Genomic DNA, 13,741 nt, shown 5'->3' with positions numbered 1-13,741 from the left:
GAAAGGAACTCCCATGTCCCTGGAGATCACCAAGGTCACCGCGCGCATCGGCGCCCGTGTCTCGGGCGTCGACCTCACCCGGCCGCTCACCGAGGCGGAGGTGACCGGCATCCGCGAGGCGCTGAACGTCCACAAGGCGCTGGTCTTCGCCGCCGAGGGCCTGGACGACACCGGCCAGCAGGCGTTCGCCCGGCACTTCGGCGCGCTGACCACCGCCCATCCGACGGTCGGCGCCGTGGAGGGCGCCCCGAACGTGCTGCCCGTGGACAGCGAGCGGGGCCGCGCCAACCACTGGCACACGGACGTCACCTTCGTCCTCAACCCGCCCCAGGCCAGCACCCTGCGCTCGATCACGGTCCCGCCGTACGGCGGCGAGACGCTGATCGCGAACGCGGCCGCCGCCTACCGCGATCTGCCCGAGCCGCTGCGCCGCTTCGCCGACACGCTGTGGGCCGAGCACACCAACGACTACGACTACGCCGTACCGGACGAGGAGATCGACGCGGAGCAGGCAGCCCACCGCGCCCAGTTCACCTCGATCACCTTCCGCACCGCCCATCCGGTGGTGCGCGTCCATCCGCTGACCGGGGAGCGCGGGCTGTTCGTCGGCGGGTTCGCGCAGCGGATCGTGGGCCTGTCGGTCGGCGAGTCCCGCAAGATCCTCGACCTGCTCCAGTCGTACGTGACCCGGCCCGAGAACATCCTGCGGCACCGCTGGGCGGAGCGGGAACTGGTCCTGTTCGACAACCGGATCACCCAGCACTACGCCATCGACAACTACGACGACCTGCCGCGCCGGCTGCACCGGGTGACCGTCGCCGGTGATGTCCCGGTCGGCGTCGAGGGCAAGGAGAGCTACTCCATCGAGGGCGACGCCGCGCACTACACACCCGTACACACCCCGGCGCCAGAGCCCGCGGCGGTGTAACCGGAGTCTCACTCTCCGAATGGCGGGTGTCCGGATACTGGGCGGTCTCTCCGTGTGAGCGGACGGGCCGCCCAGACTGGGTTAGTTTTTGCCCGCCTATTGCACGCCCGCCTATTGCATCGGGAGAGCCGCGCCCATGCCCAGCCCCACCCGCTCGGACACACCACGCCTGGCGGAGAACCCCGCCCTCTCCCATGGTCTCAAGCAGCGCCATCTGTCGATGATCGCCCTCGGCGGTGTGATCGGCGCGGGGCTCTTCGTCGGGTCGGGCGCGGGCATCGCCGCCGCCGGACCGTCCATCGTGATCGCCTACGCCCTGTCCGGGCTGCTGGTGATGCTGGTCATGCGGATGCTCGGCGAGATGTCGGCGGCGTACCCGTCCTCCGGTTCCTTCTCCGCGCACGCCGAGCGGGCGATCGGGCCCTGGGCCGGGTTCGCCGCCGGGTGGGCGTTCTGGGTGCTGCTGTGCACCGCGGTCGGCCTGGAGGGCATCGGCGCGGCGAAGATCGCGCAGGGCTGGGTGCCCGGCAGCCCGCAGTGGCTGTGGGTCGCCCTGTTCATGGTGGTCTTCCTGGGCACGAACCTGGCCGCCGTGAAGAACTTCGGCGAGTTCGAGTTCTGGTTCGCCGCGCTCAAGGTCGGCGCGATCTCGCTGTTCCTGGTGCTCGGCGTGCTCGCGCTCACGGGCGTGCTGCCCGGCACGGACTCCCCCGGCACCGCCCATCTCACCCAGTTCCTGCCGCACGGCGGCCAGGGCCTGGTCATCGGTCTGCTCGCCTCGGTCTTCGCGTACGGCGGCCTGGAGACGGTCACCATCGCGGCGGCGGAGTCCGAGGACCCGGTGCGGGGTGTGGCGCGCGCGGTGAAGACGGCGATGTGGCGGATCGCGGTCTTCTACATCGGCTCCATGGCCGTCGTCGTCGCCCTGGTGCCCTGGAACGACCCGGAGGTCGTGGCGCGCGGCCCCTACGTGGCGACCCTGGACCACCTCGGCATCCCGGGCGCGGGCCAGCTCATGAACATCGTGGTGTTCGTGGCCCTGCTGTCCGCGATGAACGCCAACATCTACGGCTCCTCGCGCATCGCCTACTCCCTGGTCCAGCGCGGTCAGGGCCCGAAGGTGCTGGCGAAGGTGTCCGGCGGGGTGCCCCGGATCGGCGTGGCCACCTCCTGCCTGGTCGGCTTCGTCTGCGTGCTGCTGAGCTACTGGCGGCCCAATGACGTCTTCCCGTGGCTGCTGAACATGATCGGCGCGGTGATCCTGGTCGTCTGGATCTTCATCGCCGTCTCCCAGCTGCTGCTGCGCCGCCGCATCGAACGCGAGGCCCCGGAGAAGCTGGTCGTGAAGATGTGGGCGTTCCCGTACCTCACCTGGGTGGCGCTCGCGGGCATGGCCGCGGTCTTCGTCCTGATGGCACGGCAGCCCGACACCCGCGTCCAGCTGTACTCCTCGGGCGCGATGACGCTCGTGCTCGCGGCGGCGGGGTACGCCTGGCAGCGGGTGCGCGCCAAGCGCTGACCCGCACGCGCACGACAGACATCAACGGCCGGGCCCCCCTGTGCGACACAGGGGGCCCGGCCGTCACCGTGCGGGGGCCGTGCGGCGCTCAGACCGCGGGCGGCAGGGCGGCGAGCCGGGAGATCTCGGCGGCGACCGCTTCCGGGTCGGGGGCGACGGTGCGGTGGGCGATGCCGTCCAGGGCCGGGTGGGCGCCGACCCGGACCGAGTGGTGGGCGTGGCGCAGCAGGTCGAGGTCGTTGATGTCGTTGCCGAAGGCGTTGTAGCGGTCGACGCCCAGCGAGGCCAGGGCCTCCCACTTGTTCGTGGTGCCGGGCGCGAAGTCGATGATCGCCTCGTCGAGATGGTGGTTGACGGTCATGCCGAGCACGCGGCCCGCCTCGGCGAGCGCGGCCATGTCGGTCGCGTCCACCACGAGGAACTTCACCACGGCGGGCAGGCCCGCGAGGTCGACCCGGCGGGCGAGCCGGCCCTGGTCGACGCGGCCGAGGATCGGGTGCCCGGCCGGTCCGGTGTAGGCGTAGTCCCAGGGCCCGTCGGCGAGGTAGCCCGCGCGGAAGCGGTCGGCCTCGATCAGCAGCTTGCCGAGTTCGCAGGATCCGAACGCGGCCCGTGCCCGGACCTCGCCGCCGACGGAGACCAGGCTGCCGTTCCCGCCGATCAGCGTGGCGGTGGGGAAGGCCCCGCCGAGGACCGGCAGCAGATCGCGGACCGGCCGGGCGGAGGCGAAGACCAGGTGGTGACCGGCGCGCTCGCAGGTCTCGATGGCGGTACGGATCCTGCCGTCGATCGTCCGGCCGTCGAAGCAGAGCGTGCCGTCGACGTCGAAGACCGTGGTGCGGGCACTGGAGGTGATCACCGCGCGATCGTATCGACACTAAGGCAAGCCTTCCTGTCGCCCCGATGCAGTTGTTGCTAGCGTGTAGTTGCAAGGAGTTTGCAATAAGGTTCCGGAGGGGATCACCCATGCCCGTCTACACGCTGCCCGAGCTGCCCTACGACTACTCCGCGCTGGCCCCCGTGATCAGCCCCGAGATCATCGAGCTGCACCACGACAAGCACCACGCGGCCTATGTGAAGGGCGCCAACGACACGCTGGAGCAGCTGGCCGAGGCGCGCGACAAGGAGTCCTGGGGCTCGATCAACGGCCTGGAGAAGAACCTGGCCTTCCACCTCTCCGGACACATCCTGCACAGCATCTACTGGCAGAACATGACCGGCCCGAAGGACGGCGGCGGCGAGCCGCTGGCCACCGACGGCGTGGGCGCGCTCGCCGACGCGATCAAGGAGTCCTTCGGCTCCTTCGCCGGCTTCAAGGCCCAGCTGACCAAGGCCGCGGCCACCACGCAGGGCTCCGGCTGGGGCGTCCTCGCGTACGAGCCGCTGAGCGGGCGGCTGATCGTGGAGCAGGTCTACGACCACCAGGGCAACGTCGGCCAGGGCGCCACCCCGATCCTGGTCTTCGACGCCTGGGAGCACGCCTTCTACCTCCAGTACAAGAACCAGAAGGTCGACTTCATCGACGCCATGTGGGCCGTCGTCAACTGGCAGGACGTGGCCCGCCGTTACGAGGCCGCCGCCTCGCGCGCGAACACGCTGTTGCTGGCTCCGTGAGCCCCGGCGCGCCCCGCGCGCCGCTGAAGCGCCCTGCCTCGTGATCGTCTTCTCACCCTTCACGGCGGCAGGCGGATGAGGGGAGGCCCTCCGTGAGGACGTGACTCACGGAGGGCCTTTCGCCGTCCCCGCCGGGCGCGTTCGGAGTTTCCCCGCTTTCCCCACACACCAGGGATTGACGCCCCTCGGGCGATCATTACAACCTGTGTTCCTGTGATGACCTCCAGTGTGCGGGTACTGGCCGCCGGCGACCGCTTCGTGCTCCCCTCGCTGATCACGGCCGCGCTGGCCAGACAAGCCCACTGCGATGTGCGGGAGTTGACACTCGACTGGCCGCAGAAACCGTTCGGCACCGTCGCCGAGGTGGAGGAGGCCAGTGACGCGGAGGACGAGCTGATCGCGGCCCTCGCCGGGGCGGACGTCCTCGTCACCCAGATGGCGCCGGTCACCGGACGGGTCCTCGCCGCCCGCCCCGAGTTACGGCTGGTCGCGGTCTGCCGGGCCCGCCCGGTGAACGTCAATCTCGACGCGGCCCGCGCCCACGGGGTCCGGGTGTGCTGCGCCCCCGGCCGCAAGGCCGCGGCGGCCGCCGAGTTCACCGTCGGACTGCTGCTCGCCGCCCTGCGGCGCATCCCGCAGGCCCATGACCGCCTGACCGCGCAAGGGAGTTGGGCGGGCTCCCGGTACTACACGTACGAGCACAGCGGCCTCGAGGTGGAGGACCTGCCCGTCGGACTCATCGGGTACGGCGCGGTCGGCAGCCGGGTGGCGCGGGTGCTGGGCGCGCTCGGGGCGCGGGTGATGGTGTACGACCCGTACGCGCGCGGGGAGATGTACGGGCTGCGGATGGCCTCGCTGGACGAGCTGCTGCGGCGCTCGCGGGTGATCAGCCTGCATGCCCGGGTCACCGAGGAGACGCGGGGGCTGATCGGGGCGCGGGAGCTGGCGCTGCTGCCGCCGGGGGCGGTGGTGGTGAACGCGGCGCGGGGGGCGCTGCTGGACGAGGGGGCGCTGTGCGACGCGCTGGAGGACGGGCGGCTCGCGGTGGCGGCGCTGGACACGTACGCCGACGAGCCGCTGCCGGCGGACTCGCGGTTGCGGACGGTCGGGGCGCGGGTGGTGCTGACGCCGCACGTCGGCGGGGCGAGTCGGGCGGTGGCGGAGAAGGGGGCGCGGATCGCGGCGGCGGAGGTGGGGCGGTGGGTGCGGGGGGAAGCGCTGGCGCACTGTCTTACGTGACCTGTGGCGCGGTGCTGTGGGCGGAGGCGCGCCGCAGGGGGTGCCCCTCCGTCGGTCACGGGGGCCCGGCGCCCGCCGAGCCCCCGCACCCGTACGACCTACAGGTTGCTGAAATCGGGCCCCTGCGTCCGCGTCCGCTTGATCTCGTAGAAGCCCGGGACCGAGGCGACCGCCAGGGTGCCGTCCCAGAGGCGGGCGGCCTGTTCGCCCTTGGGGGCGGGGGTGACGACGGGGCCGAAGAAGGCGATCTGCTCGCCGTCGTCGCCGGGGACGGCGATGACCGGGGTGCCGACCTCCTGGCCGACCTTGTCGATGCCCTCCTTGTGGGAGGCGCGCAGCTCGGCGTCGAACTCGAAGTCCTGCTGCTCGGCGTAGTCGATCAGCTCGGCGGGCAGGCCGACGTCGGCGAGGGCCCCGGCGATGGACTCCAGGGTGACGCCCTCGCCGTTGTTGTGGATGCGGGTGCCGAGCGCGGTGTACAGCGGGCCGACGACCTCCTGGCCGTGCTTCTGCCAGGCGGCGGTGACGACCCGGACGCCCTGCCAGGCACGCACGGCGAGCATCTCCCGGTACTCCTCGGGCAGCGTGTCCAGCTTGTCCTCGTTGAGGACGGCGAGGCTCATGACGTGCCAGCGGACCTCGATGTCGCGGAGCTTCTCCACCTCCAGGACCCAGCGGGAGGTCATCCAGGCCCACGGGCACAGCGGGTCGAACCAGAAGTCGACAGGGGTCTTGCCGGACGGGGAAGCGGTCTCGGACATGGCTCTCCTCAGCGAAACGGTCTTCTTGAGGCGTCAACGACGTCGTCCCGGAGGGCATTCCCCGATGATTCCTGTCAGGGGCACATGGCAGGATCGGTGCTGTTCAGCCCTGAATCACGCGATCACAAGGGAGTGCCGCCGTGCCCGGTGAGAATCTTTCCCGCGACGAGGCCCGGGAGCGGGCCGCACTGCTTTCCGTCGAGGGATACGACGTGTCCCTGGACCTCAGGTCGGCCGTCGGCGACGCGGAGGGCGAGCCGCGCACCTTCCGCTCGGTCACCACGATCCGCTTCCGCTGCAACGAGCCGGGCGCGTCCAGCTTCGCCGACCTGATCGCGCCGAGCGTGACCGCGGTGTCGCTCAACGGCAAGGACCTCGACCCGAGCGACGTCTTCGACGGCGCCCGGATCGCCCTTGAGGACCTGGCCGCGGAGAACGAGCTGGTGGTCGACGCCCAGTGCGCCTACTCCCGCACCGGCGAGGGCCTGCACCGGTTCGTGGACCCCGAGGACGGCGAGGTCTACCTCTACACGCAGTACGAACCGGCCGACTCCCGCCGGGTGTTCGCCAACTTCGAGCAGCCGGACCTCAAGGCGCCCTTCCGCTTCGAGGTGCGCGCGCCCGAGGGCTGGACCGCGTGGAGCAACGGCGCCGGTGAACTCACCGACGGCGTCTGGAAGTTCGCGGAGACGAAACCGATCTCGACGTACATCACCTGTGTGGTGGCGGGGCCGTACCACTATGTGACGGACTCCTACTCCCGTACGTTCGCGGACGGTACGACGCTGGAGATCCCGCTGGGCGCCATGTGCCGCAAGGGGCTCGCGCCGCACTTCGACGCCGACGACGTCTTCCTGGTCACCAAGCAGGGCCTGGACTTCTTCCACGAGAACTTCGACTATCCGTACCCGTTCGGGAAGTACGACCAGGCGTTCGTGCCGGAGTACAACCTGGGCGCGATGGAGAACCCGGGCCTGGTGACCTTCCGCGAGGAGTACATCTTCCGCGGCAAGGTGACGCAGGCGTCGTACGAGGCCCGCGCCAATGTGATCCTGCACGAGATGGCGCACATGTGGTTCGGCGACCTGGTCACCATGGCCTGGTGGGACGACCTGTGGCTGAAGGAGTCCTTCGCGGACTTCATGGGCACGTTCGGCAATGTCGGCGCGACTCGCTTCAAGGACGCCTGGATCACCTTCGCCAACCGCCGCAAGGCCTGGGCGTACCGCGCGGACCAGCTGCCCTCCACCCACCCGATCACCGCGGACATCCGCGACCTCCAGGACGCCAAGCTCAACTTCGACGGCATCACGTACGCCAAGGGCGCCTCCGTCCTCAAGCAGCTGGTGGCGTACGTCGGCCAGGACGCCTTCCTGGAGGGCGCCCGTCGCTACTTCAAGCGGCACGCGTACGGCAACACGCGCCTGGGTGACCTGCTGTCGGTGCTCGGCGAGACCAGCGGCCGGGACATGACGGCCTGGTCGCGGTCCTGGCTCCAGACGGCCGGGGTGAACGCGCTGACGCCGCAGGTGCTCCTGGAGGACTCCCGCGTCGCCGAGCTGGCGGTGCTCCAGGAGGCCGCCGAGTCGCACCCCGAGCTGCGCCCGCACCGGGTCGCGGTGGGCCTGTACCGGCTGACCGAGGGCGGCGCCCTGGAACGGTACGCGCGGGCGGAGACGGACGTGGAGGGCCCGCGCACGGTCGTGGCGGACCTCGCCGGTGCCGAGGCCCCGGACCTGGTGCTGGTCAATGACGACGACCTCACCTACTGCAAGATCCGCTTCGACGCGGCCTCGCTGGACACGCTCCGCGAGCACCTGGGCGGTCTGACCGACCCGCTGGCGCGCGCGCTGTGCTGGTCGGCGCTGTGGAACATGACCCGGGACGCGCTGCTGCCGGCCCGGGACTTCATCGCCCTGGTGCTGCGGTTCGCGAGCCGCGAGTCCGACATCGGTGTGCTCCAGATGCTGCACGCCTGGACCCACACCGCGCTGGACCGCTACGCCGCCCCCGACTGGCGGGAGACGGGTGGCGCGCTGCTCGCCGAGGGCGCGCTGCGTCAGCTGCGGGCGGCCGGCGCGGGCAGCGAGCACCAGCTGGCCTGGGCGCGCTTCTTCGCCTCGACGGCCTCGGCCGAGCCGGATCTCGCGCTGCTGAAGGACCTGCTGGACGGCACCACGTCCATCGAGGGCCTGGAGGTGGACCAGGAGCTGCGCTGGGCGTTCCTCGGCCCGCTGGCCGCCCATGGCGTGGCGGACGAGTCCGTGATCGCCGCCGAGCTGGCCAGGGACGACACCGCGTCCGGCAAACGCCACCAGGTGCGCTGCCTGGCGGCCCGTCCGTCGGCGGCCGTCAAGGCGCAGGCGTGGGCGCAGGTGGTGGAGTCCGACACGCTGTCGAACGCGCTGGTGGAGGCCACTATCGCGGGCTTCGACCAGCCCTCCCAGCGGGAGCTGACCGCGCCGTACGCCGAGAAGTACTTCGCGGCCATCGACCGGCTCTGGCAGGAGCGTTCGATCCAGATCGGCATGGACATCGTCAGCGGACTGTTCCCGGCGCTCCAGGACCGGCCCGGGACGCTGGCCGCGACGGACGCGTGGCTCGCGGCGCACGAGGACGCGGCGCCGGCGCTGCGGCGGCTGGTGCTGGAGGCGCGGGACGATCTGGCGCGTGCCCTGCGCGCACAGGAGCGCGACGCACAGGCCGGCTGACCTGTCGCCCGAGCTGAGCTTTGGCCTGAACCGGGCTTTGGCCTGAGCTTTGGCGGTCGGTGACCGTTACGGGACCCGTACCCGCAAGGCCGTAACCCCTGGTCCGCACCCGGGCGGACCAGGGGTTTCCGGTGCCCTTTCGGCATCCGAACACCTGACCTTTAGTACTACCTTGTCCGCATTTCTCGACGACCGTGTAACAGCGGTTAAAGGGGGGACCGAGGGTGGGCATCCGATGGGCATGACGCACAATGCACCGCTCTCCTCCCGCTCCCTCCGTCGCCTCGGCCCGCTCGCCGAGCCCCATCAGCGGGTCCTGACCACGGCCCAGCTGCGCGCCCACGGAGTGACCGCGGCCGAACTCTCCGCACGATGCCGCCCGGGTGGACCCTGGTCCCAACTGCTGCCGCACGTCTACTTGTTGCACCCCGGACCGCCGACGGGCGAGGAGCGGCTGCACGGCGCCCTGCGGTACGCGGCCCGGGAACCCGCGCCGGGCGTCCCGGTCCAGCCGACCGGGCGGCACGCGTACCGGCCGCCCTACCCGGGCGCGGTGCTCACCGGCCTCGCGGCGCTCGCCCTGTACGGCTTCACGCAGACACCGGCGCCGGCGGATCTGGAGTGCGTCGACGTCCTGGTGCCCCGGCAGCGCCGGCTGCGCTCCACCGGCTACGTCCGCGTCCTGCGCACCGCCGACCTGCCCACCCCCGCCACGGTGGGCGGGCTGCCGGTGGCACCGGTGCCGCGGGCACTGGCGGACGCGGCCGCGGAGCTGCGGGACGGGGCGGCGGTACGGCGGCTGCTGACCGAGGCGGTGCGCGATGGGCACTGCGAACCGGCCGCCGTCGTCCGGGAGTTCACGAACGCGAAGCTGCTCGGGCTGCCGCAGGTGAGGGACGCGGTGGGCTCGCTGGTGGCGGAGGGCCGCGCGATCGCGGAGAGCCGGCTGTACCGGATGGTGCGCGAGCACGGACTGCCGGACCCGCTGTGGAACGTCGAGCTGCGGCTGCCCGGCGGGCCCCGCCTCGGTGCCCTGGACGCGTACTGGCCGGACCAGGCGGTCGCGGTCGAGCTGGACACCCGGGCGCCGCACGGGCCCGCGGAGGGCGAGGCCGACGAGGAGTCGGAGTGGTCGCGCCACGCCCGCAAGCGGGAGCACCTGGAGCGGCTCGGCATCACGGTCGTCCATCTGACCCCGAGGAAGCTCAGGGACGCGATGGAGCAGCAGGCCACGGTGGTCCGTACGGCCCTGATGGCGGCGGACGACCGCGAGCCCGCCGCCTATGTGGTGGTCCTGCCCCGGTAGTTCAGGTCTCGTCCGGGGGCTCGTGGTGGACGTGCAGATCGCCGTTCATCACGGTGTAGACGGTGCCGTGGCCGTCGGCCGTGTTGTTCTGGACGGGACCGGCGGCCTCCCGGTCGGCCTCGGGGGCGGCCTGGCGGACCTCGACGCGGTTGTCGTTCCCGGCGACGACCGGGCCGGACGCGTCGCCGCCGATGCGGATGCTGTTACCGGGTGCACGGGACATGGGGGCCTTTCCGGGGGCGGGGGTCACTGCTGGCGGGTCAGGTAGAGCGTTCCGCAGCTGAAGCACTGCACGCCCTGCTGGTAGGACTTGGTCATGGTGGTGGTGACCTTGGCGGAGTCGCCGCTGAGGGTGATCGTGGTGGTGGCCTCGCCGAGGAGGCCGGTGCAGGAGCCGCTGGTGGTGTCGTAGATGGGCCGCTCGGCGCTGTAGGTGTCGCCGCTGCCGGTGAACTCGGTGCTCGCGTCCTGGCCGCAGGCGTCGCGCCCGCGGGAGACGTAGCCGCCGCCCGAGGCGTCGAACTCGTACGTCGCGCCGTCGCTGCCCGTCCAGCGTCCCGCGAGACCGGTGTCCGAGGAACTGGACGAACTGGACGAGCCGGAGCGGCTCTCCGCGAACGAGTGCACCGCCTGGCTGACGACGACCCGGCCCACGACGACGGCGACGATCACCGCGACGACCTTGAGCACCACGGAGGCCCCCGCCATGGAGGCCCCGGCACCGGCCGCGCCCGCACCCGCGGCGCCCGCACCCGCCGCGCCCGTCCCCGCGGCACCGGTCGCCGCCGAGGCTCCGGCGTGCGCGGCACCGGCGGAGTGCGCGGCGGCACCGGCTTTGGCCGCACCCGCCTTCGCGGCACCCGCCTTCGCGGCCCCTGCCTTCGCCGCGCCGGCGTTCGCCGCGTGCGGGGTGGCGGCCGTGTGTGTCGTGGCCGCCGTGTGCGAGGTGGCCGTGGTGTGTGTGGTGGCCGTCGTGTGCTGGGCCGCCGTCGTGTGGGCCGTCGTGCCGGGGTCCGTCGCGGTAGCGGGCGCGTGGGCCGCCGTGCCGTGTGCGCCCGCCGCGTGGGCGGTGGACGGGTCGGGGGCGGAGGGCCCTGCGGAGGGTCCCGAGGAGGCGAGGTGGGAGGCGCCGCCGTCCGGCTGGAGCAGGGTGCCCTGGGCGTTCGCGGCGTGCGAGGGGACGTACTGGTGGGCCCCGGCGGCCGCGTTCGCGCCGTGCACATCGCCCAGTTGGCGCCACAGGACGGCCGCCTCGGTGAGCAGGACGGCCGCCATCACCCGGCGCCCGGTGAGCAGGCTGCGGATGCCCTGCTCATGGGTGAAGTACGCGACGGCCCGCCGGTCGCCGGCCAGCTGGGCGGCGGGCAGCCCGAGGTCCAGCAGCCTGCCCCACACACCGAACCGCAGCGAGCGGGCCAGTGCCGGGGACGCGGCCCGTACGATCCGTACCGCCAGCTCCGGGCGGCCGTCCCGCTCGGCGAGTTCGGCCACCACCTCCAGGGCACGGGCGTGCTGTTCGACCTGCGCGGCGGTGGTGGCGGGGCGGGCGATCCAGGTGGCGAAGTGCTCGCACAGCACCTCGACGGAGAACGGCTCGGGGTCGCGTTCGCGCAGCGCCGGTACGACATCGGCCACGGCGCGGTAGCCGCGCTGGGTCTGCTCCGCGAGGCCCAGGTCCACCAGCCGGCCGCAGAGCACGTCGGTGTCCCGGGCGCCGCCGAGGGCCTCGATGTGGCCGACGTCGAGATCGGCGTCGTCGAGGGTGGTCAACAGCCGCAGGACGCGCAGCGGTTCGGCGTCCAGCCGGCCGAGCAGCAGGGGCAGCAGATCGCCGACCTCGGCGGGGCGGGGCAGGACGCCGGTGCCGGCCGGTTCCAGCCGGGTGAGGGCGGCCGCGCGCAGCAGCAGCAGGGGGCGTCCGGACGACGTCTCCCACAGGTCGCCCGCCGTGGCGCCCTCCGCGCCCGCGCCCACGGGCCGGCCCAGTTCGCGTGCGAGCAGGTCGAGGGCGGGGGCGCGGCCGATGCCGTCCAGGCGCAGGGCGGTGCCGTCGCCGAGCAAGGATCTGTCCCGGCCCGCGACGACGAACGTGGCGTCGGGCGCCGCGTCCATGAGGGTGCGCAGGCCCTCCGGGGAGAAGTCGGCGTTGTCGACGTAGACGGTGACGCGCACGCCGGTCATCAGACGGCGCAGTTCGGGGCTGGAGGGGGCGTACCCCCGGGTCTCGTAGCAGGCCTCGAACATGTCCTGGGCGAGGTCCTCGGGTTCGCGCCGGGCCGCGTCGAGGAAGAGCACGCCGTCGCGTTCCGGGGTGAGGGTGCGGGCCGCGTGCCGCAGCAGGGTGCTCTTGCCGACGCCGGGCGCGCCCCACAGCTGGACCGGGCCGCCGTCGCGGACGGCGGTCGCGAGCCGGGCCAGGTCGGTGTCCCGGCCTAGCGGCGCGTGCTGCCGCCGGGGCAGCAGGGCCACCCGGTCGCGGCGCACCGGGCGGGGCCTGCGGCCCTCCATGAGGAGGGTGACGGTGGAGCCGTGCTGGGCGTCGATGACGACGTTGTGATCACCGGCGACGACCGGGCCGCCCGCGTCGCCCGCGATGTCGATCCTCCGCTCGGACCCTCCTTCGGGCCCTCGTCCGGGTCGCCGCTCGGGCTGCCCCTCGGGCCCTGCCCCGGGCCGTCCCTCGTCGGCCGGAGCGGGCCCGCTCGTGTCCCTGTCCGTCATGACAACCCCCGTTGCGCAGGCGGCCCCGGAGCCCTGTCGCGCCGGCGCCCTGCCGCCACGCTAGCCACGGGCGGGCACCGGGCTGTCGTCAAAGTACGGTTTTCCCGGACCGATTTCGAGCGGCTCGGGGGCTCTCGACACCACTTCTGCACAAGGGAGTTCAGGGTTCCGGGTAGGCGATGCGGTGCAGCAGGGCGAGGTTTTCGATGCGGACGCTGCGGTAGCCGGTGGCGACGGCGCCCGAACGGCGCAGCGCGCGCAGCGCCTTGTGCACGCTGGGCTCGGCCGCGCCCGCCAGGGTGGCCAGTTCGGGCTGGGTGATCGGCCAGTGGATCACCGCGCCGGCGCCCGTGCGCTCCCCGTAGGTCATCGCGAGATGGTGCAGCACCCGGGCGAGGCGGGTGCCGACGTCGCAGCCGGTGAAGTTGATGCGATGGGCGTTGGCCAGGCGCAGTTTGGCCACGATGGCGCGGTTCACGGCGTCCGCGATCCGCGCGTCCCGGCGCAGGCAGTCCAGGAAGGCCGCGCGGGTCGCCATCCGGGCCACGAGCGGACCGCAGGTGGTGACGGTGGCCGAGCGCGGATCGCCGTCCACGGCGGCGAGTTCGCCCACCAGATCGCCGCCCATCCGCACGGCGAGCAGGGCGTCCCGGCCGTCCTGGGTGCGGCCGGTGGCCTTCACCACGCCGTCCAGCAGGATCAGCACGAAGTCGGTGCGGTCGGCCTCCCGGATCAGGATCCGGTCCGCGTCGTAGCGCACCCGTGTCCCGAGGCCCAGTAAGCGGGCGCGCGCGTCACCGCCGAGGCCGCCGAGCAGGCTGGGCGCCGGCCAGTCCCACTCCTCGCGCGGCCGCCGTCCGGAACGCGCGAGGGACCGTGTGCCGTCCACCATGGCCCCAGTATCCCCGCCCAACCCCGTATTCCTACGAGTTGTGCGCACAC

11 protein-coding genes are annotated in these 13,741 nt (G+C 72.5%); 6 read left to right on the top strand and 5 right to left on the bottom strand.

The genetic code is table 11. From position 1 onward, the window contains the following. Positions 1 to 13: 13 nt before the first annotated feature. Together HEP81_RS25565 and HEP81_RS25560 are read left to right on the top strand one after the other, a co-directional pair. Positions 14 to 928: a TauD/TfdA dioxygenase family protein gene (locus tag HEP81_RS25565; protein ID WP_037651792.1), complete on the top strand. Its 915-nt coding sequence runs from the start codon at positions 14 to 16 to the stop codon at positions 926 to 928. 136 nt (positions 929 to 1,064) lie between these two features. Next, positions 1,065 to 2,447: an amino acid permease gene (locus HEP81_RS25560; RefSeq protein ID WP_037651790.1), complete on the top strand. Its 1,383-nt coding sequence runs from the start codon at positions 1,065 to 1,067 to the stop codon at positions 2,445 to 2,447. A gap of 88 nt (positions 2,448 to 2,535) precedes the next feature. Here HEP81_RS25560 and HEP81_RS25555 read toward each other — a convergent pair whose 3' ends face one another. Beyond that, complete coding sequence (locus HEP81_RS25555) at positions 2,536 to 3,306, bottom strand: HAD hydrolase family protein (protein WP_051849877.1); 771 nt, start codon at positions 3,304 to 3,306, stop codon at positions 2,536 to 2,538. 107 nt (positions 3,307 to 3,413) lie between these two features. On the opposite strand from HEP81_RS25555, the gene HEP81_RS25550 reads away from it, so the two are divergent. Together HEP81_RS25550 and HEP81_RS25545 are read left to right on the top strand one after the other, a co-directional pair. Next, complete coding sequence (locus HEP81_RS25550; RefSeq protein ID WP_037651788.1) at positions 3,414 to 4,061, top strand: superoxide dismutase; 648 nt, start codon at positions 3,414 to 3,416, stop codon at positions 4,059 to 4,061. A gap of 216 nt (positions 4,062 to 4,277) precedes the next feature. After that, positions 4,278 to 5,300, top strand: coding sequence for a 2-hydroxyacid dehydrogenase (locus tag HEP81_RS25545; RefSeq protein WP_037651786.1), 1,023 nt, complete (start codon positions 4,278 to 4,280; stop codon positions 5,298 to 5,300). A gap of 98 nt (positions 5,301 to 5,398) precedes the next feature. Here the strand turns inward: HEP81_RS25545 and HEP81_RS25540 are convergent, their stop codons facing one another. After that, entirely contained in the window at positions 5,399 to 6,061 is a 663-nt protein-coding gene (locus HEP81_RS25540; RefSeq protein WP_037651784.1) for a mycothiol-dependent nitroreductase Rv2466c family protein, read from the bottom strand. A 140-nt stretch (positions 6,062 to 6,201) separates the two neighbouring features. On the opposite strand from HEP81_RS25540, the gene pepN reads away from it, so the two are divergent. Both pepN and HEP81_RS25530 read left to right on the top strand, forming a co-directional pair. Next, the gene (gene pepN, locus HEP81_RS25535) at positions 6,202 to 8,772 is read left to right on the top strand and encodes an aminopeptidase N (protein WP_037651782.1); all 2,571 of its coding nucleotides are present in this window, start codon (positions 6,202 to 6,204) and stop codon (positions 8,770 to 8,772) included. 241 nt (positions 8,773 to 9,013) lie between these two features. Continuing rightward, positions 9,014 to 10,078: a hypothetical protein gene (locus HEP81_RS25530; protein WP_037651968.1), complete on the top strand. Its 1,065-nt coding sequence runs from the start codon at positions 9,014 to 9,016 to the stop codon at positions 10,076 to 10,078. A 1-nt stretch (position 10,079) separates the two neighbouring features. Here HEP81_RS25530 and HEP81_RS25525 read toward each other — a convergent pair whose 3' ends face one another. The 3 genes from HEP81_RS25525 to HEP81_RS25515 all read right to left on the bottom strand — a co-directional run bounded on the left by HEP81_RS25525 (position 10,080) and on the right by HEP81_RS25515 (position 13,691). Beyond that, a complete protein-coding gene (locus HEP81_RS25525; protein WP_037651780.1) occupies positions 10,080 to 10,301 on the bottom strand; it encodes a hypothetical protein in 222 nt (73 codons plus the stop codon). Positions 10,302 to 10,324: 23 nt separating this feature from the next. After that, on the bottom strand, positions 10,325 to 12,799 hold the full coding sequence (locus HEP81_RS25520) for an ATP-binding protein (protein WP_051849876.1): 2,475 nt from the start codon (positions 12,797 to 12,799) through the stop codon (positions 10,325 to 10,327). 160 nt (positions 12,800 to 12,959) lie between these two features. Beyond that, positions 12,960 to 13,691, bottom strand: a complete 732-nt coding sequence (locus tag HEP81_RS25515) for a Crp/Fnr family transcriptional regulator (RefSeq protein WP_063755195.1) — start codon at positions 13,689 to 13,691, stop codon at positions 12,960 to 12,962. Positions 13,692 to 13,741 lie beyond the last annotated feature (50 nt).

Origin of the sequence: Streptomyces griseofuscus (genome assembly GCF_014673495.1) — a bacterium.
GTDB classification, from domain to species: Bacteria; Actinomycetota; Actinomycetes; order Streptomycetales; family Streptomycetaceae; genus Streptomyces; species Streptomyces murinus.
This window is presented reverse-complemented; position numbering and strand designations above follow the sequence as displayed.

Coding starts and splice junctions, on each gene's coding strand:
- HEP81_RS25565 (WP_037651792.1), top strand. CDS start 14: ATGTCCCTGGAGATCACCAAGGTCACCGCGCGCATCGGCGCCCGTGTC.
- HEP81_RS25560 (WP_037651790.1), top strand. CDS start 1,065: ATGCCCAGCCCCACCCGCTCGGACACACCACGCCTGGCGGAGAACCCC.
- HEP81_RS25550 (WP_037651788.1), top strand. CDS start 3,414: ATGCCCGTCTACACGCTGCCCGAGCTGCCCTACGACTACTCCGCGCTG.
- HEP81_RS25545 (WP_037651786.1), top strand. CDS start 4,278: ATGACCTCCAGTGTGCGGGTACTGGCCGCCGGCGACCGCTTCGTGCTC.
- HEP81_RS25540 (WP_037651784.1), bottom strand. CDS start 6,061: ATGTCCGAGACCGCTTCCCCGTCCGGCAAGACCCCTGTCGACTTCTGG.
- HEP81_RS25530 (WP_037651968.1), top strand. CDS start 9,014: ATGACGCACAATGCACCGCTCTCCTCCCGCTCCCTCCGTCGCCTCGGC.
- HEP81_RS25525 (WP_037651780.1), bottom strand. CDS start 10,301: ATGTCCCGTGCACCCGGTAACAGCATCCGCATCGGCGGCGACGCGTCC.
- HEP81_RS25520 (WP_051849876.1), bottom strand. CDS start 12,799: ATGACGGACAGGGACACGAGCGGGCCCGCTCCGGCCGACGAGGGACGG.
- HEP81_RS25515 (WP_063755195.1), bottom strand. CDS start 13,691: ATGGTGGACGGCACACGGTCCCTCGCGCGTTCCGGACGGCGGCCGCGC.